At 67.9% G+C, this 25829-nt stretch carries 24 protein-coding genes, 5 tRNA genes and 1 other RNA gene; 19 read left to right on the forward strand and 11 right to left on the reverse strand.

Features of this window, described 5'->3' with window-relative positions; genetic code table 11:
- Positions 1-85: 85 nt before the first annotated feature.
- Positions 86-1108, reverse strand: a complete 1023-nt coding sequence (gene hisC / locus JIM95_RS05015) for a histidinol-phosphate transaminase (protein WP_200258021.1) — start codon at positions 1106-1108, stop codon at positions 86-88.
- A 128-nt stretch (positions 1109-1236) separates the two neighbouring features.
- On the opposite strand from hisC, the gene JIM95_RS05020 reads away from it, so the two are divergent.
- The 3 genes from JIM95_RS05020 to JIM95_RS05030 all read left to right on the forward strand — a co-directional run bounded on the left by JIM95_RS05020 (position 1237) and on the right by JIM95_RS05030 (position 1655).
- Positions 1237-1328, forward strand: a tRNA-Ser gene (locus tag JIM95_RS05020).
- Between the two features lie 22 nt (positions 1329-1350).
- Positions 1351-1423 (forward strand) — tRNA-Arg (locus tag JIM95_RS05025).
- Between the two features lie 156 nt (positions 1424-1579).
- Positions 1580-1655, forward strand: a tRNA-Arg gene (locus JIM95_RS05030).
- 58 nt (positions 1656-1713) lie between these two features.
- On the opposite strand, the gene JIM95_RS05035 is transcribed toward JIM95_RS05030, so the two are convergent.
- Positions 1714-2727, reverse strand: a complete 1014-nt coding sequence (locus JIM95_RS05035; protein WP_200258020.1) for a prephenate dehydrogenase — start codon at positions 2725-2727, stop codon at positions 1714-1716.
- 37 nt (positions 2728-2764) lie between these two features.
- Between JIM95_RS05035 and JIM95_RS05040 the strand changes: the two genes are divergently transcribed.
- From JIM95_RS05040 to tgt, 6 genes are all read left to right on the forward strand, one after another.
- Positions 2765-3301: a tRNA adenosine deaminase-associated protein gene (locus JIM95_RS05040; protein ID WP_200258019.1), complete on the forward strand. Its 537-nt coding sequence runs from the start codon at positions 2765-2767 to the stop codon at positions 3299-3301.
- Positions 3302-3312: 11 nt separating this feature from the next.
- Entirely contained in the window at positions 3313-3792 is a 480-nt protein-coding gene (locus JIM95_RS05045; RefSeq protein ID WP_200258018.1) for a nucleoside deaminase, read from the forward strand.
- A 277-nt stretch (positions 3793-4069) separates the two neighbouring features.
- Entirely contained in the window at positions 4070-4267 is a 198-nt protein-coding gene (locus JIM95_RS05050) for a CsbD family protein (protein ID WP_200258017.1), read from the forward strand.
- A 71-nt stretch (positions 4268-4338) separates the two neighbouring features.
- A tRNA-Ser gene (locus tag JIM95_RS05055) sits at positions 4339-4429 on the forward strand.
- Between the two features lie 187 nt (positions 4430-4616).
- On the forward strand, positions 4617-7097 hold the full coding sequence (locus JIM95_RS05060) for an MMPL family transporter (protein ID WP_200258016.1): 2481 nt from the start codon (positions 4617-4619) through the stop codon (positions 7095-7097).
- A gap of 36 nt (positions 7098-7133) precedes the next feature.
- The gene (tgt, locus tag JIM95_RS05065; RefSeq protein ID WP_200258014.1) at positions 7134-8378 is read left to right on the forward strand and encodes a tRNA guanosine(34) transglycosylase Tgt; all 1245 of its coding nucleotides are present in this window, start codon (positions 7134-7136) and stop codon (positions 8376-8378) included.
- 71 nt (positions 8379-8449) lie between these two features.
- Here the strand turns inward: tgt and JIM95_RS05070 are convergent, their stop codons facing one another.
- Complete coding sequence (locus JIM95_RS05070) at positions 8450-9157, reverse strand: queuosine precursor transporter (RefSeq protein ID WP_200258013.1); 708 nt, start codon at positions 9155-9157, stop codon at positions 8450-8452.
- Between the two features lie 75 nt (positions 9158-9232).
- Between JIM95_RS05070 and gluQRS the strand changes: the two genes are divergently transcribed.
- Positions 9233-10168: a tRNA glutamyl-Q(34) synthetase GluQRS gene (gluQRS, locus tag JIM95_RS05075; RefSeq protein WP_200258012.1), complete on the forward strand. Its 936-nt coding sequence runs from the start codon at positions 9233-9235 to the stop codon at positions 10166-10168.
- Positions 10169-10283: 115 nt separating this feature from the next.
- On the opposite strand, the gene JIM95_RS05080 is transcribed toward gluQRS, so the two are convergent.
- Positions 10284-10529, reverse strand: a complete 246-nt coding sequence (locus JIM95_RS05080) for a hypothetical protein (protein WP_200258010.1) — start codon at positions 10527-10529, stop codon at positions 10284-10286.
- Between the two features lie 36 nt (positions 10530-10565).
- Positions 10566-10934: a roadblock/LC7 domain-containing protein gene (locus JIM95_RS05085; protein ID WP_200258009.1), complete on the reverse strand. Its 369-nt coding sequence runs from the start codon at positions 10932-10934 to the stop codon at positions 10566-10568.
- Positions 10935-11086: 152 nt separating this feature from the next.
- Here JIM95_RS05085 and JIM95_RS05090 point away from each other — a divergent pair, with 152 nt between their 5' ends.
- Positions 11087-11689 carry a hypothetical protein gene (locus JIM95_RS05090; protein WP_200258008.1) on the forward strand — a complete coding sequence of 201 codons (603 nt, stop codon included), beginning with the start codon at positions 11087-11089 and terminating at the stop codon, positions 11687-11689.
- A complete protein-coding gene (locus JIM95_RS05095; RefSeq protein WP_200258007.1) occupies positions 11689-12153 on the forward strand; it encodes a roadblock/LC7 domain-containing protein in 465 nt (154 codons plus the stop codon). Before JIM95_RS05090 ends, JIM95_RS05095 begins: the two co-directional genes overlap by 1 nt.
- A 30-nt stretch (positions 12154-12183) precedes the next feature.
- On the opposite strand, the gene JIM95_RS05100 is transcribed toward JIM95_RS05095, so the two are convergent.
- Both JIM95_RS05100 and JIM95_RS05105 read right to left on the reverse strand, forming a co-directional pair.
- Positions 12184-13044 (reverse strand): M48 family metallopeptidase, encoded by an 861-nt coding sequence (locus tag JIM95_RS05100; protein ID WP_234034577.1) that lies wholly within the window; start codon positions 13042-13044, stop codon positions 12184-12186.
- A 310-nt stretch (positions 13045-13354) separates the two neighbouring features.
- A tRNA-Ser gene (locus JIM95_RS05105) sits at positions 13355-13439 on the reverse strand.
- 116 nt (positions 13440-13555) lie between these two features.
- On the opposite strand from JIM95_RS05105, the gene ffs reads away from it, so the two are divergent.
- From ffs to JIM95_RS05135, 6 genes are all read left to right on the forward strand, one after another.
- Positions 13556-13652: signal recognition particle sRNA small type (gene ffs / locus JIM95_RS05110), an RNA gene on the forward strand.
- 201 nt (positions 13653-13853) lie between these two features.
- Positions 13854-15125: an aspartate aminotransferase type Ic gene (locus JIM95_RS05115; RefSeq protein WP_200258006.1), complete on the forward strand. Its 1272-nt coding sequence runs from the start codon at positions 13854-13856 to the stop codon at positions 15123-15125.
- A gap of 60 nt (positions 15126-15185) precedes the next feature.
- Positions 15186-15848, forward strand: coding sequence for a suppressor of fused domain protein (locus tag JIM95_RS05120; protein WP_200258004.1), 663 nt, complete (start codon positions 15186-15188; stop codon positions 15846-15848).
- Between the two features lie 33 nt (positions 15849-15881).
- Positions 15882-18677, forward strand: a complete 2796-nt coding sequence (locus tag JIM95_RS05125) for a DNA polymerase III subunit gamma and tau (RefSeq protein WP_200257997.1) — start codon at positions 15882-15884, stop codon at positions 18675-18677.
- A gap of 124 nt (positions 18678-18801) precedes the next feature.
- Positions 18802-19131, forward strand: a complete 330-nt coding sequence (locus JIM95_RS05130) for a YbaB/EbfC family nucleoid-associated protein (protein ID WP_198738894.1) — start codon at positions 18802-18804, stop codon at positions 19129-19131.
- Between the two features lie 195 nt (positions 19132-19326).
- Positions 19327-19983, forward strand: a complete 657-nt coding sequence (locus JIM95_RS05135; RefSeq protein ID WP_200257995.1) for a recombination mediator RecR — start codon at positions 19327-19329, stop codon at positions 19981-19983.
- Here the strand turns inward: JIM95_RS05135 and JIM95_RS05140 are convergent.
- Genes JIM95_RS05140 through JIM95_RS05150 form a run of 3 tightly spaced genes read right to left on the reverse strand, consistent with a single transcriptional unit; the run spans position 19980 to position 23155 of the window.
- Positions 19980-20732 (reverse strand): type 1 glutamine amidotransferase, encoded by a 753-nt coding sequence (locus JIM95_RS05140; RefSeq protein WP_200257993.1) that lies wholly within the window; start codon positions 20730-20732, stop codon positions 19980-19982. The genes JIM95_RS05135 and JIM95_RS05140 overlap by 4 nt on opposite strands.
- A complete protein-coding gene (locus JIM95_RS05145) occupies positions 20729-22012 on the reverse strand; it encodes a Mur ligase family protein (protein WP_200257992.1) in 1284 nt (427 codons plus the stop codon). Before JIM95_RS05145 ends, JIM95_RS05140 begins: the two co-directional genes overlap by 4 nt.
- A gap of 27 nt (positions 22013-22039) precedes the next feature.
- Positions 22040-23155 (reverse strand): DNA polymerase III subunit epsilon, encoded by a 1116-nt coding sequence (locus tag JIM95_RS05150; RefSeq protein ID WP_410170750.1) that lies wholly within the window; start codon positions 23153-23155, stop codon positions 22040-22042.
- 61 nt (positions 23156-23216) lie between these two features.
- Here JIM95_RS05150 and JIM95_RS05155 point away from each other — a divergent pair, with 61 nt between their 5' ends.
- Positions 23217-23879, forward strand: coding sequence for a TetR/AcrR family transcriptional regulator (locus JIM95_RS05155; protein WP_200257988.1), 663 nt, complete (start codon positions 23217-23219; stop codon positions 23877-23879).
- A 104-nt stretch (positions 23880-23983) separates the two neighbouring features.
- Here JIM95_RS05155 and leuA read toward each other — a convergent pair whose 3' ends face one another.
- Positions 23984-25825, reverse strand: a complete 1842-nt coding sequence (gene leuA / locus JIM95_RS05160) for a 2-isopropylmalate synthase (protein WP_200257986.1) — start codon at positions 25823-25825, stop codon at positions 23984-23986.
- Between the last annotated feature and the right edge of the window lie 4 nt (positions 25826-25829).

Below are 25829 nucleotides of genomic sequence, written 5' to 3' on the forward strand. Positions count from 1 at the left end.
TACGGCACCGGGACCGGACCGGCGGAATAAGGGGAGGGCCACCACATGATCGTGGTGGCCCTCCCCTTTATCCCGGCGTTACCTGCTACTGCACGTCGTCCCAGGCGGTGAGGAACTGATCGAGCTCTTCGCCGGTGGTCACGGTGACGCGGATGCCTTCGTCGAAGGCCCGGATGAGGACCCCCCGTTCGGAGAGGGCCTCAGCCAGCTCCCGGGCGCGGGTGGTGGGGATCCAGACGAAGTTCGTCTGCGAGTCGACGGCCTCCGGGATCCGGGCGACCAACGCCTCGCGCTGCTCGACGGCTTCCTCAGTCCGGCGGAGCAGTTCATCCGCGGCGGCCAGGGACGCGAGTGCCCCGGCCTGACCGACGGCATTCACGCTGAACGGGAGCGCCATTCGATTCACGGCATCGATGATCTGCGGCTCGCCGAAGGCGTAGCCGATGCGCACGCCGGCGAGGCCGTAGGCCTTCGAGAAGGTGCGCATGCCGATGAGGTTCGGGTACCGGTCGAGGAGTTCCGTGGAGACCGGGTTGTTCTCGTCGCGGACGTACTCGATGTACGCCTCATCGAGAACAACGGCGATGTCATCGGGGACACGGTCCATGAATGCGGTGAACTCGTCTTCCGTGAGGTTGGTGCCGGTCGGGTTGTTCGGGTTGCAGACGAAGATGAGACGGGTTCGGTCGGACACCGCGGCCACCATCGCGTCGAGGTCGTGCCTGTGGTTGTCGTCGAGGGGGATCATCACGGGCCTGGCGCCCACGACGAGGCAGAAGATGGGGTATGCCTCGAAGCTGGGCCAGGCGAAGATGACCTCATCCCCGGCCTGGCAGGTGGCCTGGACGATCTGCTGGCAGAGGGCCGAGGATCCGCAGCCCACGGCGATCCGTTCCGGGGTGAGTTCCAGGGTGTCCGCGAGCTCCGCCTTCAGTGTGACGACCCCCATGTCCGGGTACCGGTTCGCGGTGCGGGCGGCCTCTGTCATCGCCTCGACGGCACTCGGCAGTGGTGGGTGGGCGGCCTCGTTGCTGGACAGCTTCAGGGCGTCCGGTGCTGCACGCCCCGGGACATAGGCGGGAATGGCGGAGACATCGTTGCGGATCATACGTCCAACACTACAACCAGGTGGATCTGGAGTGTGTGGCCTGTGGTTTTGCCGTGACAGCGGGGCTCAGGGTAACATCATCGCTGGTTTCGCGTCATCTGCATACGTGCGATGTGCGCGAGGTCGATGGAGGCGTGCCAGAGCGGCCGAATGGGACTCACTGCTAATGAGTTGTCTTCCTAACAGAGGACCGGAGGTTCAAATCCTCTCGCCTCCGCCACCCGCAAGGGTCAACTGAATAAGCGCCCGTAGCTCAACGGATAGAGCATCTGACTACGGATCAGAAGGTTGGGGGTTCGAATCCCTCCGGGCGCACTCTGTGTCGAGACAGAAAATGAGACGGCCCCCCGGATAACGGGGGGCCGTCTCATTTTGTCGGATATGCGCGTTCACCTGCATATTTGTTGACTCTTCCACGGCGGGTGTAATGTAGTACATCGTTGCCGGGGCTGATACGCCCCAAAGCGACATGCGCCCGTAGCTCAACGGATAGAGCATCTGACTACGGATCAGAAGGTTGGGGGTTCGAATCCCTCCGGGCGCACCACATTGTGTGAAGCCCGGTACCGTGACCATGCGGTACCGGGCTTCCGCGCGTGTTCGGGTCAGTACACCTCGATGCGGGCTCCGAGCATCTCCGCGTGGGCGAGCTGGTTGATCCAGCCGGGCGTACCGGGCTGGAACCGGATCACGGGACGTGGAGAGGCGAGGAGGCCGCCGTTGTCGGTGTGCATCCCGGAGCGTGCCTCGTACCGGATCCGGGACCGGTACCCGGAATCGACGAGCTCCTCGATGCTGGGGCGTTTGTCCGTGAGGTTCGCGCGCGCATCGTTGAGCAGGGCGAGCGTCTCATCCAGGGCGTCGAGGAGCGCCTCGTTGTTGGTCTCGCACATGGCGCGGACCAGCGAAGGTGCACTGCCCGCGACGCGGGTGCCGTCGCGGAAGCTGCCCGCGGCGAGGGACAGTGCGAGGGCGCCGCCGTTGTCGCCGACGATCGCGAGAGACTCGGCGAGCAGGTGCGGCAGATGGGAGATCCGGGCGACCGCGGCGTCGTGGTTCCCCACCTGCGCCGGGATGACCTCGGCGCCGACGCGGGTCGCCATGTGAACGACGTCGATCCAGAGGGACACCCACTGCTCCGGCGGGGGAGTGTCGTCGAGTGCCCGGTCGAAGGTGACCACCCAGGCCGCGCCCCTGAACAGGTCCCGTTGGCTGGCGGTCCAGCCACTGTCCGCCGTCCCGGCCATCGGGTGCCCGCCCACGTAACGGTCGGCCATCCCACGCTCGCGCACGAGCTCAAGCACCTTCGCCTTCACGCTCACCACATCGGTGAATCCGCAGTCGGGGGCGTGGTTGTCGATGGCCTCGAGGAGCGTGGGAATCGCGGGCATCGGGGTCGCCATCACGATCAGGGCACCGCACTCCTGCGCCTTCTCCAGGACATCGGTGAGGGAGTCGGTCACGTCGTAGCCGTCATCGGCTGCGGCCTGGGCCGCGGAGGGGGAACGGTTGTATCCGAAAACGGGGTGGCCGGAGGCGGCGAGATCACGCAGCAGGGAGCCGCCGATGAGGCCGAGGCCGAGGACACAGACGGGCCGGGAAATTGCGGTAGTGGTCATCTGACAATCCTCCCATATCGCGACTACGGTTACCGGTATGGATTCCAACGGCTTTGACGGATTCGACGGCGACACCGACGACCATGACGATGATCTCTGCTTCGCCGTGACCGTTTCCCGGGCGGGCGGGGAGTGGGACGTCCGCGAGATCGACGACTGCTTCGATTCTATCGACGATGCCGTCGCCGCGGTCGGACGCCTGCGCAGCGAGAGCGCCTCGTTCGCGATGCTCTGCGTCGATGACGAGTATTTCCTCATCCTCCGGCCCGCGCCGGGCGGGGTCCGCCTGCTGCTGTCGGACGCGACGATGGCGGTCAGTGACGATCTCGCGGCCGGTGCCCTGGAGGAGATCGGCGCGGACATCCCTGAACTGGACTCCGATGAGCTGGACAAGGTCGATCCCTGGGCGGAGGGGGACATCGACATCCTCGCCGATCTGGGTGTCAGTGAACAGGTGATGACGGTCATCTGCGATGACTCCGAGTTGTGGGCCTCCGAGCAGCTGCTGCGGATCGCGGCGGAACTCGGTTTCGAGTCCGAGCTCGCGGACGCCGTCGACCTCGACATCGACTGACGGTCACCCGCATGCCGGTTCTACCCGACCCGGAATGGCTGGTCCGCGCGGAGACGCTCATGCACAGGGCGATCGAGGTGGCCCGGACGACCCCGCCCGGAGACGTACCGGTCGGGGCGGTCGTCATCGATTCCACGGGCCGGGAACTCGCCGTGGCGACCAACCGCCGGGAGGCTGACGGTGACCCCACCGCGCACGCGGAGATCCTCGCGATCCGCCGCGCCGCGGCACTCCACGGCGACGGGTGGAGGCTGTCCGGATGCACCCTCGTCGTGACCCTGGAACCGTGCACGATGTGTGCCGGAGCGCTCCTGGATGCCCGCGTCGATGAGATCATCTTCGGGGCCCACGAACCCAGGACCGGGGCGTGCGGCAGCGTCCACGACGTTCTCCGGCCGTCCGGGGCGATGCGCTGGCCCGAAGTCCGCGGGGGGATCCTGGGTGGACGGTGCGCCGAACTCATGACCGGTTTCTTCGGTCGGCTCCGGTGACATCCGGGGTTTTCTCAACCGGCGTGATTGGTCATATGACGTTTTCCCGTGACTCTCGGAGTCCTTCTCCGGAACCCCGTCGGGACAGCTGTTGTCCCACTTCAGCGCACATTTCTATGGGGATCCTGTGGGGCACCTGAACTACCGTTCAAGTGATACTTTTTGACGGCTGTGCCAGATAACATTCCGGATAAAGTTGCCGCCCGAACGTGCCGGATCTGCGGAACGCACCTAGTATGGGGCTTCCGATCGACCGACTGACAAAGGAGATTTCATCATGGGTTTCGAGAGCAAGGCCAACGACCTCGGCGGCAAGATCAAGGAAGGTGTCGGCGAGGCCACCGACAACGAGAAGCTGGCCAACGAGGGCCGCGCCGACCAGGTCAAGTCCGACATCAAGGAAGGCGTCGAGAAGGCCGAGGAGGCTGTCCGTGACGCCGCCGACAAGGTCAAGGACATCTTCGACAAGAAGTAGAAGTAGACCGCAACCTCGCGGCTGGCGTGGGAATTTGTTGCCCGACGCCCCGTGCGGTTAGGCTGGTCGGCGGTGGCGTGTCCGAGCGGCCGAAGGTGCTCGCCTCGAAAGCGAGTGTTGGGTAATCCCCAACCGGGGGTTCAAATCCCCCCGCCACCGCCAGTCGGAGAGACCCCCGGAAATCCGGGGGTCTCTTTTCTGTTTCGGGTGTATTCGGGCGCTCCACGCGCCGGTGCGCGGTGTCCATTACAGTGGCACGGGTACCGCGCCGCGGTGGTGCGACGGACCACGCGGGTTCCGTATCCTGAGATACGCCGACGAATCCCGCCGTGACAGAGGAGAAACACCTGTGGCCAAGCTGCTGTATAAACTCGGACGCTGGTCTTTCCGGCGGAAATGGGTCGTCCTCGTCGCGTGGGTGATCATCATCGCGGGTGTCGGTGGCAGTGCGGGGGCCCTCCAGCGGGGGTTCAACGACATCTTCAACATCCCCGGTACCGCCTCTGAGGCGGCCGCGGACTCCCTGGTCCGGAACTTCCCGGACCAGCGCAACCCGCTGACCTCCACGGGCGTGACCATGGTCTTCGCCGCCCCGGAGGGACAACGGCTCGATGAACCCCGCTACACGGAGGCCATGGACCGGGTCATCGCCGACATCGACGAGCACGTACCCGGTGTGATCGACCGCGACCGTTTCGGCAACCCCGTCAAGCTCAACCCGCAGCTGCAGAAGGCGGTCATCGAGCAGTCCGTCTCCGCGGGACTCCCGGAGGAGACCGCGAAGGCGGACGCGAAGAACCTCGCGCTGGTCAGTGATGACGGGCGGATCGGCTACACCAGTTTCAGCCTCGATGTACCCCTTCCCGCCGATGTCACGGACGAACAGCGTGCCGCCATCCGCCACTCCATGGACGTCGGCCGCGAGGCCGGACTCCGGGTGGAGACCGGAGGTCCCGCCTTCGGCGACCCCCTGGTGATCAAATCGACGAGCGAGATGATCGGCCTGGGCGTCGCGTTCCTCGTGCTGCTGTTCACGTTCGGTTCCTTCGTCGCCGCCGGTCTGCCGCTGATCACCGCCGTCGCCGGCATATCCGTGGGCTCCTCCGCGATCCTCATCGCCACCCACTTCGCGCCCCTGAATAACGTCACACCGGTTCTGGCTGTGATGCTCGGTCTCGCCGTCGGTGTGGATTACACCCTGTTCATCCTCTCCCGCTACCGTGCCGAACGGAGACACGGGCGCGGACGGGACTCCGCGGAACACGCCGCGGGCATGGCCGTCGGCACCGCGGGTTCCGCAGTCGTGTTCGCCGGACTGACCGTCATCATCGCGCTGGTCGCCCTGACGATGGTCCGCATCCCCTTCCTCTCCTGGATGGGCGTCTCCGCCGCATTCACCGTCGCCGTCGCCGTCGCCGTCGCACTCACCCTCCTGCCCGCGCTGCTCGGACTGTTCGGTCGGTTCGCGTTCGCGGGCCGGGTCCCGGGCCTGGGATCACGCCGCCGGCGGGGGCGGGAGGAACCGGCGTCCGGGGACCCGTCGGACGCGGAGAGCCCCCGGAAAAGCTCCATGGGCCGCAACTGGGTGACGTTCGTGCACCGGGCACCCGCTCTCGTGCTCACCGTCGTCGTCCTCGGGCTGTCGGCGCTGTCCTACCCCGTCCTCAACCTGCAGATGGCGCTGCCGTCGGACAGCACATTCAGCAAGAGCTCCACGCAACGAAAGTCCGCGGACCTGCTGGCCGAGGGCTTCGGTGCGGGAATCAACTCCCCGTTCCTCATGATCATCGACGCCCACGACGTCGACCCCGATGCCCAGATCCTCCGCCCCCTCGTCGATGCCCAGCGTGAGACAGATCCCGAGGAATTCAACCCCGGGACCGCGGCGGCGATGGCCTCGTACGCCTACGTCGCGCAGCGCTACAACACGAATCCGGACATCAAGCACGTCCAGATCATCGGGCTCTCCGAGGACACGCGGGCCGCCCAGCTCCTGATCACCCCGCGCAGCGGCCCCGCCGACCCCGTGACCTCCCAGCTGCTCGGCTCGTTGCGTGCGAGCGACCGCGAGATCGAGGAGGCCACCGGCATCGGCATCGGCGTCACCGGCCTCACCCCGATCCAGCGCGACGTGACGAAGAAGCTCGCCGAGGCGATGCCCATCTACCTCGCCGTCGTCGTCGGACTCGCCATCGTGCTCCTGCTCGTGGTGTTCCGCTCCATCATGGTGCCCGTCATCGCGGGCCTCGGGTTCCTGCTGTCGGTCGGAGCCGCCTTCGGTGTCACCGTCCTGTTCTGGCAGGAGGGGCTGTGGGGCATCGTCGACACGCCGGCCCCGATCATCTCGTTCATGCCGATCTTCCTCATCGGTGTCACTTTCGGCCTCGCGATGGACTACCAGATGTTCCTGGTGACCCGCATGCGTGAGCACTGGATAGCCACCGGTGGGAAGCGTACCGGGGGATCGCGCTACAACGCCGTCGAGGAATCCGTCATCGAGGGGTTCAGCATGGGAGCCCGCGTGGTCACCTCCGCCGCGCTCATCATGATCTCCGTGTTCGCCGCGTTCATCGACCAGCCGCTGCCGTTCATCAAGATCTTCGGCTTCGCCCTCGGTGCGGGTGTCCTCTTCGACGCTTTCTTCATCCGCATGGGCCTCGTGCCCGCGGCCATGTTCCTGCTGGGCCGCGCGACCTGGTGGATGCCGAAGTGGCTGGACCGCATCCTGCCGACCCTGGACATCGAGGGTGCCGTGCTGGAGGAACAGTTCGAGGAAACCCGGCCCGCCACGGACGAGCCCGCCCCGGCGGGCGCCGGCACACGCCGCTGACCGACACCCGGCCGCACCGGCACTACAGTGACAGTCATGACTGACACCACCTTCACCCTCGGCACCCGCCTGGAGTCCAGCCCCCACGGGCGCACCGGGGTGATCCACACCCCGCACGGCGACATCGCCACCCCGGCATTCATCCCGGTGGCGACCAAGGCCACGGTGAAGACCCTCACCCCGGAGCAGATCCGGCAGACCGGTGCGCAGGCGATCCTCTCCAACGCCTACCACCTCTACCTCCAGCCGGGCCCCGACATCGTCGACACCGCCGGAGGGGTCGCCGCCTTCGAGAACTGGCACGGACCCACCTACACCGACTCCGGTGGATTCCAGGTCATGAGCCTCGGCGTCGGCTTCAAGAAGGTCCTCGCCATGGACACCACGAACCTGACCGCCGCCGACGTGAAGGCCCGCAGCAAGGACCGCTTCGCGCACGTCGACGAGGACGGTGTGGACTTCCGCAGCGTCATCGACGGGTCGAAGCACCGCTTCACCCCGGAGGTGTCCATGCAGATCCAGCACCAGCTCGGGGCCGACATCATGTTCGCATTCGACGAGTTGACCACCCTCATGGACACCCGCGAGTACCAGGACGCCTCCGTCGAGCGGACCCACCGCTGGGCCCGCCGCTGCCTCGAGGAACACAACCGGCTGACGGACCAGCGCGTCGGCAAGCCGCTGCAGTCCCTCTGGGGGGTCGTGCAGGGCGCCCAGTACGAGGACCTCCGCCGGCAGGCAACCCGGGGTCTGGTGGCGCTCTCGGAGGAGTTCCGTGCGGAGGGGAAACGCGGTTTCGGCGGCTACGGCATCGGCGGGGCCCTGGAGAAGGAACGCCTCGGCACCATCGTCGGCTGGGTGAGCGATGAACTGCCCGTCGACGCGCCCCGGCACCTGCTGGGCATCTCCGAGCCGGATGACCTGTTCACCGCCATCGAGGCCGGCGCCGACACCTTCGACTGCGTCGCGCCCACGCGCCTCGGCCGCCGCGGCGGCGTCTACACCCTCGACGGGCGCATGACGCTGACCGGGGCGCGCTTCAAACGCGATTTCGTGGGCATCGACGAGGAGCTCGGCGGCTACGTCAGCGAGAACTACTCCCGCGCCTACATCCACCACCTGCTCAAGGCGAAGGAGTTCCTGGCGGGCACGCTGTGCACGATGCACAACCTCCACTTCATGATCCGTCTCGTCGACGGGATCCGGGACGCCATCGAGTCGGGGGACTACGAGGCGTACCGGGACGAGTTCATGGGCCGCTACTACGCGTCGAAACGGTAGATGGGTCCGGTCGGGCGGTGTCGGGCCCTACCGGGGCCGTCGTCGGTGACAGCCCTGTGGGCGGGCGTCGATCAGTAGTTCTCGCGTTTCTTCACCCAGGCGATGGCCGCGTACGTCAGCGGCATCATGACGACCTCGATCGCGGTCTTCCAGAGGAATCCGACGAGGGTGTAGTTGACGGTGTCGCCGACGGTGGTGATGCCGATGACGGGTGCGGCGATGAGGCAGAACAACAGGGTGTCGCCGAATTCGCCGACGATGGTGGATCCGATGAGGCGGGCCCACAGGGTTTTCTCGCCGGTGCGTCTCTTGATGGCGACGAGGACGTAGGAGTTGAGCAGCTGGCCGGCGAGGTAGCCGACGAGCGAGGCGATGACGATGCGGGGAACCACGCCGAGGACGCTGGCGAACGAGTCCTGGCCGTCGTAGAAGTCTGCGGCGGGTAGCGCGATGGCGACGGTGAACGCGGCGACGGCGAGGAGCATGGCGGCGAACCCGGTCCAGATGGCGCGGCGGGTGGCGCGGAAGCCGTAGCACTCCGCCAGGACGTCGCCGATGATGTAGGCGAGGGGGAAGAGGAAGAAGGCGCCGTCGGTGATGATCGGTCCGAGCGTCACCCCCTTGGTGGCGGTGATGTTCGAGATCACGAACACGGAGACGAACAGTGCCAGCAGCACGGGGTAGTAGGAGTGCTGGACGGGGATGAAACGGGCGTTCGCGGACGCTGCGGAGGTGTCGGCAGCGCCCTGCCCAGACGGGATCTCGGAGTGTGTTGTCATGGCGAACATCGTGCCACAGGGGCTACCGGTGTCGCCCATCGGAGCCCGCACCACCGCGGCCGTTAGCATGGTCCCATGTCAGATTCCTCGTCCGGCGCCGGTCGCTACGCGCCCTCACCCAGTGGTGACCTGCACTTCGGCAACCTGCGGACGGCGGTGCTCGCGTGGCTGTTCGCCCGGCGATCGGGCCGTCGTTTCCTGTTGCGCGTGGAGGACATCGACACGCAGCGGTCATCGACAGAGTCCGCGGAACGGCAGATCGAGGACCTGATCGCGCTGGGACTCGATTTCGACGGTGAGGTGTGGTGTCAGCAGGACCGGTACCCCGCCTATGCGGCCGCGGTCGACGAACTGCGTGCCCGCGGACTCGTCTACGAGTGCTACTGTTCGCGCCGGGAGATCCGGGAGGCCTCCGGTGCCCCGCACATTCTCCCCGGCTGCTATCCCGGCACGTGCCGGGATCTGGATGAGGTGATGCGGGAACGACGCCGCGCGAAACTCGCCGCGGACGACCGTGTCCCGGCGCTCCGGCTCCGTGCGGAGGTCACGGAGTGGACGGTGCACGACCACTACGCCGGCGAGTACACCGGTGAGGTCGATGATCTGGTGTTGCGCCGTGGGGGCCAGTGCCCGGATTGGGCGTACAACCTCGCGGTCACGGTCGATGACGCCGCGCAGGACATCGACCAGGTCGTGCGCGGGCGGGATCTGCTTTCCTCCGCACCACGCCAGGCGTATCTGGCCCATCTGCTCGGGTACCCGGAGGTCGGGTACGTGCACGTGCCCCTGGTGCTGGGCCCGGAGGGGAAACGGCTGGCGAAGCGGGACGGGGCGGTGACTCTGCGGCAGATGCTCGACAAAGAGTCGATCGATGCGATCCGCGGCCGGATAGCCCGGTCGGTGGGAGTCGACGGGGTCTCCGACATGCCCGGCCTACTGGAGCGCTTCGATCCCGCTGCCCTCCCCGGTGATGATGTGGTGTGGGTGGCACCGGATCAGCGGGGGAGCTGAATCGTTGCCGGGGCCGCCCCGCACGTGGACCCCGGGAAACACCGTCGACGTCCACCGTGCACTGTGCCGGTGGTACCCGGACGAAAAAAGAGATACCGAATGCGGTGTCTCTTTCTCAGCGTCCGAGAAAACGGCGCCAGACGCGCTTCGCGAGTCCCCGGTCCGGTTCGGGTTCCGGCGGGGAGGCCGGCTCCGGCGCAGGGGTCTCTTCCGGGACGGCCGGAAGATCCGTGGTGCCGGAAGCGGCGCTCTCCGGTGCCGGAGCGTCGGGTGCCGCCTCCGCGTCCGGTTCCGCTGCCGCGGCTTCCGCCGGTGTCCCGGTGCCCCGGTCGGGGGATTCGTCCCCCGGGGGGTTGGTCACCTCAGACTCGAGCCCGGCGCGGATCCCGAGGGTGCTTCAAGCTATCTCGGCGATCCTCCGCTTCACGGAGGTGCGCAGCAGCGCGAGGTTGGAGGAGTGGCGGTCGACGGCGACGTAGATGAAGGACTGGTCGTCGAGCATCCGGATGAGGTGCAGCTGGTCGTCGAGGGTGAGGAGCATGTCCTCCAGACCGGTCTCGAGGCCGAGGGCCTTGATCGTCTTGTACTTCGCCTTGACCATCTCGCTGTTGTAGGCGGAGGCGACGTCGAGGTCGAAGTTCGACATCTTGGAGGCGCTGGCGAGCGACATGCCGGTGTCGAGGTCGACGACGGAGGCACCGATGAAGCCGTCCAGATCACTGGAGATGTTGGCGATGAGGTTGTTCAGGTCTTCCTGACGGGACATGACGATCCTTCCAAAAGGGGGTTATTCAATCTGAGGTGAGCGCGTCCGGGTATCAGTTCTCGTGGCGGCTGTGGCCATGACCTATGCTGATCACCGAGTGCTTGAAAAATCATAGCTGCAGCTGTAGCGTATCCGCCATTTCAGGAGCCCCCGTGACCCATTCCCGCGAGAGATCCGGCACACCGGAAGCCGTGATTCCGGATGACGCGATCATCGGTTCACCGTCCGACTCGGAGGTCGTGTTCATCGGCCCTCCGGGGGTCGGGAAGACCACCGCCGTGACCACGCTGTCGAGCGCCGCGCCCGTCACCACGGAGGTTCTCATGGTTGACGGGGCGGCGGCGTTCGCGGGTACCTCGAAACAGACCACCACCGTCGGTATCGACTACGGGATCTGGGAGCGGGGCGACGGCACGCTCGTCGGGTTGTTCGGCACCGCCGGGCAGGATCGTTTCAGCCACAGCCGGGCACCCCTCCACAACCCCGATGCGGGGGTGGTCGTCTGGTTGTTCGGCGACCGGGGAGACCTCGATGACGACCTGGAGCACTGGATCGCGGCCGCCGGTGGGCCGACCGTCGCGGAGCGGATGATGGTCGCCCTGAACTTCACCGTACCCGGCGCCCTCGAACGGGCGCGCGCCTCACTCGCCGGGCTGGGGTACGGCTCGATGCCGGTCGTCGAGGCGGATCCACGGAACCCGGAGGACATGGCCCGGCTCGTCACCGCCGCCATCCGACTGACGGAGGAACGCTGATGGCTGAACACGGTCGGGGCACCGGCCCCCGGCACCGCCGGATCCGGGGCCGGGAACTCGGTGCGAACGAGATCGCCCGGGCGGCGCTGCCGTACCTCTCCACGATCCGTGAGGAGGTGACCGGGGTCCGTGCGATCGTCCTCGGCACCGGGGACGGGATCCACGTGTGCTCACTCGGTATGGGCGGCCCCGAGGACGCGGCACGACTGTCGGCCCTGAACTCCTCCATGTTCGGCGTCGCGGGAGCCCAGGTGCAGCTGATGGGGCACCCGGATTCCGTCGGCGGGGAGACCGTCGTCGCGGTCACCATGCCCGGGGAGATACTCATCGTCGTGAGCATCGTCTACGAGCCGGTGGGGAACCTGCTGCTCTGCGTCTCGGCGGAGGACACGCAGCTCGGGATGGCGATCCACCAGACCCGGCACGCGGCCGATGAGCTCGCCGCCTGGCTGTCCGAGGACTGATCCCGGCCCGGCGGCCGGTCATGTGCGGCGCTAGAGCATCTTCCCGTGGACGTCCCAGCCCTCGGTGAGGGTCCGGCGCAGCGCATCCATGCGGCGGAAACCGACGGCGTGATCGGAACGGAAGTTGGCGAAACGCAGCCAGAAACTCTCGCCGTGGGCCTCACTGGTGCGGAAGTACTCGTCGACGTCGACTCGGTGGCCGAGGTTCTTGCCGGCGAACAGGTTGACCATGGTCAGCACATCATCCGGTGCGTAGTACGCGGCGACACGGTCGGCGGTGTACTCCTGTGCGCGCGTCGTTGATTTACCCAGGAACAGCAGTGTCATCACGGGGGAGTAGATCAGCCGCCAGAGGGAGATGTGCCGGCACTTCACGTGTCCCAGTTCGTGCGCCATGATGAACCGGAGCGCGCCGAAATCCCCGTGCACGTAGGCGAGGTCCACGATGTCGGAGTTCAGGACGACGTAGGTCGCGTGCATCCTGCACTTGGTGGCGTAGGCGTTCATCACGCCGTTGCCGTTGTGCAGGTAGAGCTTCGGCAGGTCCGGGCCGCCCGGTCGGCCGAACCCCATCCGCTCACCGAGTTCGGTGTAGATGGCGTAGAGCTCGGGGAGCTGCTTCTCCGTCAGCTCGATGCTGTTGGCCGCGGTCTTCCAGTACATCATGCGGATGAACACCAGCGCGACGACCGGTGTCACGAGTCCCGCCAGGACCCCCATCGCCCATTTGGTGGGGGTGTATCCGCTGAGGAGTACCGCGATCGTGGCCACCGCCACGATCGCGGTCAGAACGAGCCCCAGAATGACCAGCGGCCATTCCGCGCGGTGGCGCAGCTCCCTGACGGTCGGTCCGTGGTGGTCTGCGGACCCGTCTGTTGTGTGCGTGATCATGGCGATCCTCTCACCGGCAGTCTTCTGCCGGAACGCGGGCCGCCATGTCGGCGGGCCATGTCGGGGGTGATGGGTCGTTCGGGTTGTCGTGGTGGTGTGGCCGGCACGGAAACCGGTGGTGTCCGGCCGGGCCGTGAATGTGATTCCCCGGGGAAGGACATTCACCTCGGTCCCGTCCGCACGAGGGGTCGGTATCGGCGGACCCGACCCGGGCGAGGTATGTCACTGCGAAGGCCGACGGCCGGGGGACGAGCGGAGTGAGAAAAAGCCCGTACCACCGGAGAATTCCTGTGGTACGGGCTTTTCACTGCGGAGGATAGGGGATTTGAACCCCTGAGGGATTGCTCCCAACACGCGTTCCAGGCGTGCGACATAGGCCGCTAGTCGAATCCTCCAGAAAGAGCACGACAGGTTTCCCCGTCATGTCTGCGGTGTACTATACCCAAAACCCGGGCACCGGACAAAACCCGGGTCCGGCTTGGGTCTCCGGTCGTTCGTGGGTTACCCTGTGGGCAGGACCCCGTGCGGCGTACACCCCGTGAACTCCCCCAGGGCAGGAATGCAGCAAGGGTCAGCGGGCTCTGACGGGTGCGCGGGGTCCCCTTAAACTCAGATGTCGCGATGCACCGCTCCACGCCGGGCGGTGCATCTTTTTGTCTCCCGCCCCCTTCGCGGGACGGTGCTCCAGCCGTGGTGCGCCTCGGCACCGGCGGCTACAGTGGACCCCGGAGACACCGCCCGTGAGGGGCGAAACCCCGGGGCCGGTGTCCGGAACGTTTCACATCCATTCACCGCGGAAGGTGGCACCCATGACGTTGCAGGATCTCGATGCGAAGGCTCTCGCCGAGTTCACCGGGGAGATCTCGGCGAAGTACGAGGAACTCAAGGCCCGGAACCTGAAGCTGGATCTGACCCGCGGTAAGCCGTCGGCGGAGCAGCTCGACTTCTCCGAGGAGCTCCTCGGCCAGCCCGGTGCGGGGGAGCACACCACCGCCGACGGCATCGACGTCCGCAACTACGGTGGACTGACCGGGATCACCGACATCCGTTCGATCTACTCCGATCTCCTCGGCATCCCGGTGGATCAGATCTGGGCCGGTGACGCCTCGTCCCTCAACATCATGTTCGACCTGATCCTCGCGTCCTACGTCTGGGGCAACAACGACTCGGACACCCCGTGGAAGGACCTCGACAAGGTCCGCTGGATCTGCCCCGTCCCCGGCTACGACCGCCACTTCACGATCACCGAGCACCTCGGCTTCGAGATGGTCACCGTCCCCATGACCGATGAGGGCCCCGACATGGACGCCGTCCGGGAGCTGGTCAAGGACCCGTCGGTCAAGGGCATGTGGACCGTGCCGGTGTTCGGTAACCCGACCGGCGTCACCTTCTCCGGGAGGGTCTGCCGTGAACTCGCCGAGATGGAGACCGCGGCGAAGGACTTCCGCATCGTGTGGGACAACGCCTACGCGATCCACACCCTCACCGACGAGTTCCCCGTCATCCACAACGTCCTCGAGCTCGCGGAGAAGGCCGGTAACCCGAACCGCTTCTGGTTCATGACGTCGACCTCCAAGATCACCTTCGCCGGTGCCGGCGTGGCCTTCTTCGCCTCGTCGAAGGAGAACCTCGAGTGGTACGGCTCGCACGCGGGTGTCCGCGGCATCGGACCGAACAAGGTCAATCAGCTCGCCCACGCCCGCTACTTCGGTGACGCAGACGGTGTCCGGGCGCTCATGCGGAAGCATGCGGCGTCCCTGGCGCCGAAGTTCGCGGCCGTCCTCGACATCCTCGAATCCCGCCTCGGCGAGCACGGCGTCGCCACCTGGACGAAGCCCGAGGGCGGCTACTTCATCTCCCTCGATGTCGTCGATGGTACCGCCTCGCGCGTGGTCCAGCTCGCGAAGGAGGCCGGGATCGCACTGACCGGTGCCGGTTCCTCGTTCCCGCTGCACAAGGACCCCGACAACCGCAACATCCGGCTCGCTCCGTCGCTGCCGCCCGTCGAGGAACTCGAGGTCGCGATGGACGGCGTCGCCACCTGCGTGCTGTTGGCGGCGGCCGAGAAGTTCGCCGGCTGAACCGGCCCCTATACTCGTCTCACCGACATGTGACGGTGCGACGGGAAGGGACATGCCACGGTGGACCTCAGGGAGACGACCTACTGGATCAACGACCTCATTCCGGGTTCCCTCGAGGTGCACCGGATCGGTGACTTCCACATCGGCTCCGGGGTTCTCGACTCCGGCGAACGCCTCGCCACCACCCTCGACTTCGGGCGGGTGGACACCGGGCTGGTCACCGACATGGACAGCATCGTCGGATCGGCGACCGATGATGTCCTGACGGACCCCGGGGATCTGGACGCCCGACCCGTCGACGTCCGCAGTGAGGTGTTCGCCGTCGCGGCTGGAGAATACGACTGCCTGGACCGCGTCGTCGCCGCGGCCGCCGCGCTTCTCCGGGATTCCTCGGGGCGGATCCCCGCAGCCCCCGGGCAGCTGCTGCCCGGCGTCGGGGTACTCGGTGGGCTCGTCGCGGAACCGGGCGTCACCATGCGTCACGGACTCCTCGTCGTCCCCTACGTGTGGACGAAGGGCGTGCCCCGCATGATGGAGAAGGCCGGTGAGGTCAGTACCGACGGAGACCCGGCCACCCGGCCCGCGAACGCCCGGCTCACCGTCCTGCTGCAGCTCGTACTGCTCACGGACGAGGAATTCTCCCACGCCCGGACCTACGGTATTCCCGCACTGCAGCAGGCGATGGTGGAACAGGACGTCAACCTCCTCGATCTGGGGCGCTGAACTGAGCCATCCCTCCGCCGGTAAGCTGGGGGAGTGGCTCTCTATCGCAAGTACCGTCCCGCAACGTTCTCCGAGGTCATCGGCCAGGAGCATGTCACCGATCCGCTGAGCGTGGCCCTCGACTCCGGCCGAATCAACCACGCCTACCTCTTCTCCGGCCCGCGGGGCTGCGGAAAGACGTCCTCCGCGCGGATCATGGCCCGGTCGTTGAACTGCGCCGAAGGGCCCACCTCCACGCCGTGCGGCACCTGCAACTCATGCGTGTCCCTCGCGCCGGGTGGTCCCGGCAATCTCGACGTCACCGAGCTCGACGCCGCCAGCCACAACGGCGTCGACGACATGCGGGAACTGCGCGACCGGGCGCTCTACGCGCCGGCCGAGTCCCGCTACCGGGTGTTCGTCATCGACGAGGCGCACATGATCACCACCGCGGGCGCCAACGCCCTGCTGAAGATCGTCGAGGAACCGCCGGCGCACCTCGTGTTCATCTTCGCCACCACGGAGCCCGAGAAGGTCCTCGGTACCATCCGGTCCCGGACCCACCACTACCCGTTCCGGCTCCTCACCCCGCCCGCCATGCGCAGCCTGCTCGAGCGCACCTGCGCCGCGGAGGGCGTCGAGGTCGAGGACGCCGTCTACCCGCTGGTCATCCGTGCCGGCGGCGGCTCCCCGCGCGACTCCCTGTCGGTGATGGACCAGCTGCTCGCCGGCGCCGGTCCCGACGGACTCACCTACGACATGGCCGTGCCCCTGCTCGGGGTCACCGACTCCTCGCTCATCGACGCCGCCGTCAACGCCCTCGCGGAAGGCGACCGCGCGACGATGTTCCGGACCGTCGCCGACGTCATCGAGGCAGGGCACGATCCGCGCCGTTTCACCTCCGATCTCCTCGACCGGCTCCGTGATCTCATGGTCCTGCAGGCCGTGCCGGACGCCATCGACATGGGGCTCGTCGACGTTCCGGCGGCACAGGTGCCGCTGATCACCGAGCAGGCCTCGGCCTTCGGGGGTTCGGCGCTGGCACGTCTCGCGTCCCTCGCCAACGACGGACTCGACGAGATGCGGGGGGCCACCGCTCCCCGGCTCCTCCTGGAGATCCTCTGCGCTCGCATGCTGCTGCCCGCGGGCACCGACAGCATCGCCGGGGTCAGCCAACGGCTTGAGCTCGTCGAGCAGGGACTGAACCAGCTCCCCGATGCCCCGCCCGCGACCCGGGCCGCGGCACTCGCGGCCACCAACCAGGAACAGAGCCGGCAGCAGTCCGAGGCCCCCGGTTCCGCCGACGCGCCTGTGCAGAGCCAGGCCCCGGCGTCGGTCAGCGAGGGCGCCCGCCGCGCCCGCGAGGCAGCTGAGCGTCTGGCCCGGCGAGGCACCGAACGCCAGCAGCGGCAGGCCCCGCAACCGGATCCGGCGCCGGCCACTGAGCCGGCCCCGGAAAGGACACCCGATCGCCGGGCCGATGACACCCCGGCCGCCACTCCGCCGAAACCGGAGACCGTTCCCGGAACTGAGGCGGACGTCGGACAGGGTGCGGACCGGCAGCGGGAGGCCCGCCCCGTTTCCGCGCCCGGGGTGGAACAGCCCCGACCGGTGGAACCGCGGTCTGGATCCGAATCCCGTCCCGCATCCACGCAGGAGAAACAGGATCGTCAGCCGGAGCGGCGGACCGGGTCCGACGCCGGGCCGCCGCAGCCACGGCAGCCCGAACCCGCACGGGAGGTGTCGCCCCCTCATTCGGAGCACTCCACGCCTGCCACCGAGAGCACGCCCGCCGATGCTCCCGGACACGACGGTTCAGACACGGACGTGGAGATCCCGGACGCCGCCTCGTCCGGGGATCCCGCGGAACTCGTGCGCCGGAACTGGGCGCAGCTCCGCGCCGCCATCGGCGCGAGCAACAAGGTCGCCGAGATCATGCTGACCGAGGCCAGGGTCCTCGGTGTCCGGGGGGGGACCCTCGTCATCGGGCACAACACCGGGGCGCTCGCCTCGCGCCTCAACGCCCCGGGAAACAACGGGGCGATCGTCGCCGCGCTGAAGAACGAGCTCCAGCTCGATCTCGAGGTCGAATGCGAGGTGGGGACCGCCCCTTTTGACCCGGCGCCCCCGGCCCCACGGAACACCTCTGCGCCGGACCCCGCGCAGCCTCGGTCTGATTCTCCCGGTTCGGATCCGGAGCCACGGAAGGACCCGGAGTCGCGCCAGAACCCTGCGCCCCGGGAGTCCGCGGAGCCCCGGCACACCCCTGATCCAACCCCGGAACCGGCGGCCCAGAACCGCCGATCCGACGGTGATCGGCCGGAGAAGCCGTCACCCCGGGACAGCGCCGGTACCGACGGATGGGGGGCACCGGCTCCGCTCGGCGGTCCGGAGCCGGACACCACCGGCACCGACGGTGCCCCGGAGCCGAAACCCGCCGAACCGGTCCGACGCCCGCAGCCGGACACCGGGGAACGGCCCTGGGAGCAGGTGATCATCCGGGTCAGTCAGCGGCAGGGACAGCGTCCCGAACCACGACGGAACGCCGACAGCTTCACCGGTGGCGTACCGCTGCCCCCCGAGCCCTTCGACGCGGATCCGCCGCCACCCGACGATCCCTACGGCTACCCGGAGGATGAGGGGATGCCGGAGCCGGGGCCGTCCGTTCAGAACCGGGAGCCCGCGCCCGCGCCGACATCCGGCCCGGCCCCGTCCGGGAACGCGACCGACGAGGAAGAGGAGGACATGCTCCGTGAGGCGGCCGCCGGGCCCGGCACCCCCGACCGGCGGACCGCCCGGGACGTCGCGATGGATCTGCTCGCAGGGGAGCTCGGCGCCCGCCAGCTCTAGAGCGGGCTGACGGCCGACAGGTAGACTGCGCAACGACGGCCACCGGATCTCACCGGGGCCCGGGAAAGCGTGCGCAGCGCGGCACGCAGACGAACACCGACGAACACACCAGGAAGGTCAGTCAATGACTCAGCCCGACATGAACCAGATTCTCCAGCAGGCTCAGGAGATGCAGGCCAAGCTCGAAGCCGCCCAGCAGGAGATCCTCGCCTCCAGCGTCGTCGGCGAGGCCGGAAACGGCCTGGTGAAGGCCACCATGACCGGTAACGGCCAGGTCACCGCCGTCACCATTGACCCCAAGGTCGTCGATCCCGAGGACATCGAGACCCTCCAGGACCTCATCGTCGGCGCCTACGATGACGCCCACCGCAAGGTCGCGCAGATCGCCGAAGAGAAGATGGGTCCGCTGTCCCAGGGGCTCGGCGGCGGTGACTTCGGCGGCCTGATGGGCTGACCGACCCGATTCCCCCGACACCCGCGTACCCCGCAGCGACGGGGCGCGGGTGTCGTTTAACGTCCGGGCCCGGCCACGCGCCGGGTCCGCGTGCTTTGGCCGCCGCCCCGCGACGGCCGTAGTCTGATCGGGGCGACCGACCCGCAACCGGGCCGGCCCCTGTCCATGGCCTCCGAATAGGAAAGAGACACGCCGGTGTTTGAAGGACCGCTCCAGGACCTCATCGATGAGTTGTCCCGTTTACCTGGTGTGGGGCCGAAGTCGGCGCAGCGTATCGCGTTCCATCTGCTGACGGTCGACTCCGACGACGTCACCCGGTTGCAGAACGCCCTCGGTGCGGTCCGCGACGGGGTCGCGTTCTGCCGGATCTGCTGCAACATCTCCCGGGAGGCGGTGTGCCGGATCTGCGCGGACTCCGGCCGTGACCGTGGGTTGATCTGTGTGGTGGAGGAGCCGAAGGACATCCAGGTCATCGAGCGCACCGGCGAGTACAACGGGCGGTACCACGTGCTGGGGGGCGCACTGGATCCGTTGGCCAACATCGGGCCGAAGAACCTGAACATCTCCCCGCTGCTGCAGCGCATCGGCGGGGTGCTGCCTGATCGTGAACTGGCGGATTCGACCCCGGAGGAGCCGCAGTTCGACGACGCGCCGGAGATCACCGAGGTTATCCTCGCGACCGACCCCAACACCGAGGGAGAGGCTACCGCCTCCTACCTGGCGCGCCTGCTCCGGGACTTCCCGGGACTGACGGTCTCGCGACTGGCTTCGGGCATGCCGCTGGGCGGGGACCTGGAGTTCGTCGACGAACTGACGTTGTCCAGGGCCCTCAGTGGCCGGTTGACGCTCTAGCGGAGCCGTTCCGCGCGCAGCTTGTCGACGATGCCGAGGTCCAGCGGTGCGAGGTCGGTGAGCCCGATCCCGAGAGCCCGGGCGAGGATGAGGTCGGCGAGCTGCGGGTTCCTGGCGAGCGCCGGGCCGTGCATGTATGTGGCGATGACGCTGCCCTGCACGGCGCCCTCCGCGCTGGTCTGCGCGTCAGGATTCTCCGTGCCCGCGGCACCCGCCGAGTCGCAGTTGCCCACGCCCCGGGTGACGGTTCCCAGGGGTCGCGCGTCGGGCCCCAGGATGGTGGCACCCATGTGGTTCTCGAATCCTGTGAGCGGCTGGTCGAGGGCCGCCGTGAAACCCGCCCCGGTGGGGGTGGACGCGACCTCACCGATGGTGCGTTTCGCCAGCGAGGATGTCGTCGCGTCCAGGAGACCGACGCCGTCGACGGTGCGCCCCGCCGCGCGGAAGGACGTGCCCAGGACCTGCAGTCCCGCGCAGATGGCGAGGATCGGTCGGCCGGCGTCGGAGGCACGGCGCAGGCCGCCGTCGCTGATGAGGTGCTCAGCCGCCAGGATCTGGGCGGTGTCCTCGCCGCCGCCGAGGCAGTACACGTCGAGGCTCTCCGGCACGGGAGTGCCGAGGGAGATGGTGTGGATCTCCGCGTCGATTCCGCGCATGCGGGCGCGCTGACGGAGGACGAGGGCGTTGCCGTCGTCGCCGTAGGTGCCCAGAACCTCGGGGAGGATGAGGCCGATGGTCAGCTGGGTCATTTCGGGTCCTCCGTGAGTCGGGTCAGGGCGCGGCGCAGGTCGCGGAAGGCGGTGTAGTTCGCCAGCACCTCGACCCGCCCCTCGGGGCAGGCGCGGATCGCGTCGACGGTGTTCTTGACCAGGGTGTGGTCGATGTCGGCGTAGGTGAGCCGGACCGCCAGGTCGGTGCCGCGTTCACCGGCGGCGAAGACGGAGAGCCCCCCGAAGTCCTCGAACCGGACGTCCCAGATCCAGGAGAGATCCTCGCCGTCGGCGACCTGGCCGTTGACGGCTATGACGAGACCGTCCGCGGAGCGATCGACCATGCTCAGCGCCTCCTGCCAGCCGGCGGGGTTCTTCGCCAGCAGCATGTGCACGTCACGGCCCTCGAAACGGATCGTGGAGTAGCGGCCCGCGACATTGTCCACGGCCTCCACGGCGGGCAGTGCCTCCGCGACGGGGACACCGTAGCGTTCGGTGGCGGCGGCGATGGCCTGGGCGGCGTTGCCCCGGTTCGCGGTACCCGGCAGGGTGAGGTTCACCGGCAGCGTCCCACCGTCCGGACCCGTGAGGCCGTCCCCGGTGATCGTCCACGTCGGTGTGGGGCGGCGGAACTCGCGACCGTCGGCCAGTGGCTTGACGGCGTACCAGTCGTCGCCGTCGCGGACGATGTGCCCGCCGGTGCGCGGGCAGGAGACCGAATCCCCGTGCCAGCCGTTGCCGGCGGCGACCCAGACGACGTTCTCCGCGTCATAGGCCACGGAGGTCATCAGCACGTCATCGCAGTTCGCGATGACGGTCATGTGCGGATTGTCGGTGACGCACTGCCGCAGGGCGCGCTCGATGGAGTTGATCTCGCCGACGCGGTCCAGCTGGTCGCGGGTCAGATTCAGGAGCACGAGGCAGTCGGTGCGGAGTCTGCGCGTGACCCCCGGAACGTGGAGTTCGTCGCACTCGAGGACGATGTGGCTCGCATGCCGCCCGCTGAGCAGCGCGGAGATGATGCCGGCGTCCATGTTGTCGCCGCCCTCGTTGGTGACCACGTCGAACCGGGTCCGGAGCGCGGCGACGAGCATGCGGGTGGTGGTTGATTTGCCGTTGGTTCCGGTGATCAGGGCGACGGGACGGCCTTTACCGAGCCCCTCCATGATCGCGGGATCGATGGCGCCGGCGACGAGACCGCCGATCATGCCGCCTGCACCGCGCCCGGTGGCCCGTGACGCCGACGTCGCCACCGTCGCCGCGAAGGTGGCGAGGTTGGTGCGCAACCGTTTCACGGGTGCTGGGAGGTTGAGTTTCATTCTGCCGAGTCTACCGCCCGGCGCACCTCACTCCCGAGTACCCGGCACGATGTCGCCGGCGACGACCTCAAGGAACGCGGAGTCGCTGATCAGCGGGATGCCCTTTCGCGCGGCGTGCATCGCTTTGCCGGAGAGCTCGACGGTCTGGTTGCACACGACGAGACTCGTGGCCCGGGTCAGCTTCTCGGAGTAGTTGAGGTTCGCACCGACGGCCGCGGCGATGATCTCGTCCGGGTCCGTCGCGATCTCAGGAGAGACGACGATCTCCATGCCCTCGGTCAACGGCCTGCCGCGCTGCCAGGGGCCGGGGTTGACGAAGCGACGTTCCGCGTCGGCGGCGTCGACCCGGAGATGGCTGCGCTGCAGGCCGAAACGGTCGCCGTGCAGATTGCCGGGGTCCAGGATCGCGAAAGGCAGCTGCTCATCGAGGGCAGCGGGGCCACCGTAGGTGTCGAAGAAGAGTTGCGCGATGAGCCGGTTGTCGGTGCGCGTGTGCTCGGATTCGCGGACATCCGTCCGCTCCACGGACGCCACCGGCGTCGGCGCGTCGAGGCCGAGCGTGCGGGCGACACCGCGGATCCGGGTGTCGTCGAGGCGGACCGACCGCCGGCGGGCGGTCGCGAGCGTGTCGATGATCGCCGTGGGCCTGGGGACGTGTCCGGGCCTCCGCTTCCGGCCACGGGCCCGCCGACCACGGCTGGTCCGATTGGTGTTGTGCCGGATGGCGCGCCGGGACTCGGAGACGATGAATCCCCACACCCGGGGGGCGTTGTGCACCAGGAGGGTGCGCCCGTCGATGAGTCTGGTCACCGAGCGCAGCACGTTGTCGAAGCGCTGACCGGCGTGGACCTCGGCGGGGCTCAGTCCGTGGAGGTGGGGTGGGCCGGGGTCTGTACCCGGGTTGAGGACCGCGTGGTAGGTGTCGACCTCCTCGCCGGTCGGTGAATAGGTGACGAGATCGATGGCGACGAGACGTGCGGTGCTGGGATGGATGCCCGTGGACTGGATCGCGGCGACGACGTAGGGGGCGGCGGAGATCTCCGCCGCCCGGTCGCGCCTGCGCTGTTCGCGGTCCCGGTTGCCGCCGGAGCGCTCGTCCGCGGTGTCTGGGGTCTCTGGCCTCGTCGTTGTCATTACCTCCATCTTAAGCTGATCGGTGGCGGGGTCGCGCGGGTGGCCGTCATTCGTGGCTAATCTGGATGTCATGACCCCGACGAGCCCCGCCCGCCGACCGGTACGCCGGATCGGTCGCAAAACCGGCCCGAAGCCGAGTTTCACGGTTGATGATGTCGTCGATGCCGCCCTGGAGATCGGTATCGCGCGGTTCACGCTCGCCCAGGTCGCGAAACGGATAGGGGTGTCCACCTCTGCGGTGTACCGGTTGTTCGACAGCAGGGACGATCTCGTGCACGCTTGCCTCGCCCGCGGAGCGGCGTCGATGGAGTGGCCGAACGGCAACTCCGAATCCTGGCAGGAGGTGCTGCGCGAGTGGGCCGAGAGCTCATGGGAGGCGTGCGAACGGTACCCGGGTCTCGATGAGGTGCTGTTCACCTTCCCCGGCGCATTCCGGCACGTTCAGGGCGTGGCGCGATCGCTGATCGAGTCCCTGCGCGGATTCGGGTTCACCGAACCCCAGGCCCTGTTCGCCCTGGACTTCATCGGGGACACGGTCATCTCCACGCACCTCAGCATCTCCGCGCTCCGCAACCAGGGCGAGGACGGACGGACCGGTTTCGAGCAGGTCGTCGCCGACGCGCGGGAGGATGACGCCTTCAAACCCCAGGAGTCGTGGATCGGCAGGGGCTTCCTGGATGCGAAGCTCGACTTCATCATCGCCGGTCTGGAGGAACGGCGACCGGAGGTGTAGGGGCACTGAACCTGTGGAATGGGCGACGCCCCGCTCCCGGCTGATGGCCGGGGCGGGGCGTTTCGTGGCGTGTGGGTGGCGCCGTCGGGCTCCGCGGGCAGCGATTACGCTCCGGTGAAGGCGGGGTTCTTCGCGTTCGCCCGGTTGACGGCCGAGGTGATGGCCTTGAGGGATGCGTAGGTGATGGAGCCGGCGATGCCGACGCCCCAGACGCGGGTGCCGTTGACGTCGGCGTAGACGTAGGCCGCGGCCTCGGCGTCGTCACCGGCGGTGCGGGCGTGCTGGCTGTAGTCCTGGACTTCGACGTCGATTCCCAGGGTCTCGAGGGCGTTGGCGTACGCCGCGACGGGACCGTTGCCGTGCCCGGTGACGGTCTGCTCCTCGCCGTTGTGGATGACGTGCGCGGTGACGGTGGCCTGGTCGTTCTCGGTCTCGGCGGCGTCGACGCGGACGGAGATCTGCTCCAGCGGTGCCCTCCGGTCCAGGTACTCGCCGGCGAAGATGTCCCACATGTTCTTGGAGTTGACCTCGCCGCCCTCGGCGTCGGTGACGGCCTGCACGGTGGCGGAGAACTCGACCTGCATGGGGCGCGGCAGCGCGATACCGTGGTCGGTCTTCATGATGTAGGCGACACCGCCCTTGCCGGACTGGCTGTTGACGCGGATGACCGCTTCGTAGGTGCGGCCGACGTCGCGGGGATCGATGGGCAGGTACGGCACCTCCCAGACGGAACCACGCAGTTCCTCGGGGGAGACGTCGGTGTGCGTGGCACCCTCGCGGACGCCGGCGGCCATGGCATCCAGGCCCTTGTTGATGGCGTCCTGGTGGGAACCGGAGAACGCGGTGAACACCAGGTCGCCGCCGTAGGGGTGGCGCTCGGGGACACGCAGCTGGTTGCAGTACTCCACCGTGCGGCGGATCCGGTCGATGTCCGAGAAATCGATCTGCGGATCGACGCCCTGGGTGAACATGTTCAGCCCCAGGGTGACCAGGCAGACGTTGCCGGTGCGCTCACCGTTGCCGAACAGGCAGCCCTCGATACGGTCGGCGCCGGCCAGGTACCCCAGCTCGGCGGCCGCGACGCCGGTGCCGCGGTCGTTGTGCGGGTGCAGGGAGAGGATGACGGAGTCACGTTTCGCCAGATTGCGGTGCATCCACTCGATGGAATCGGCGTACACGTTCGGGGTGATCATCTCGACGGTGGAGGGCAGGTTCAGGATCACCGGGTTCTCCGGGGTCCCCTCCAGGACGTCGACCACCGCGTCGCAGACCTCCCTGGCGTATGCGACCTCGGTGCCGGAGAAGGACTCCGGGGAGTACTCCCAGCGCCAGTTGGTGCCCGGGTAGTCCGCGGCCAGGGACTTGACCAGCTCCGCGGCATCGGTGGCCAGCTTCTTGATCTGTTCCTGATCCTTGCGGAACACCACGCGGCGCTGGAGCTTCGAGGTGGAGTTGTAGAAGTGCACGATGACGTTCTTCGCGCCCTCGCAGGCCTCGAACGTGCGCCGGATCAGGTGCTCGCGGGCCTGCACCAGCACCTGGATGGTGACGTCGTCCGGGATGCGGTCGTTCTCGATGATGTCGCGGACGAAGTCGAAGTCGGTCTGGGAGGCGGAGGGGAAACCGACCTCGATCTCCTTGAATCCCATCTGGACCAGCAGCTCGAACATGCGGCGCTTGCGCTCGGGGCTCATCGGGTCGATCAGTGCCTGGTTGCCGTCGCGGAGATCCACCGCGCACCACTGCGGCGCACGGGTGATGCGCTTGTTGGGCCACGTGCGGTCCGGCAGCTCGATCGGTTCCACTTCCTCGTGGAACGGCTGGTAACGGTGGATCGGCATGTCGGAGGCGCGCTGCATGTTCCACGGGGCCTGGCCCTCGGCGCGGGGGCCGGAGGGGGTGTTGATGTCAGCGGGCGCTGCGATGAATGCGTCAGAGGGGGCCATGAGA

Origin of the sequence: Corynebacterium antarcticum, from assembly GCF_016595285.2 — a bacterium.
In the GTDB taxonomy this organism is placed as follows: Bacteria; Actinomycetota; Actinomycetes; order Mycobacteriales; family Mycobacteriaceae; genus Corynebacterium; species Corynebacterium antarcticum.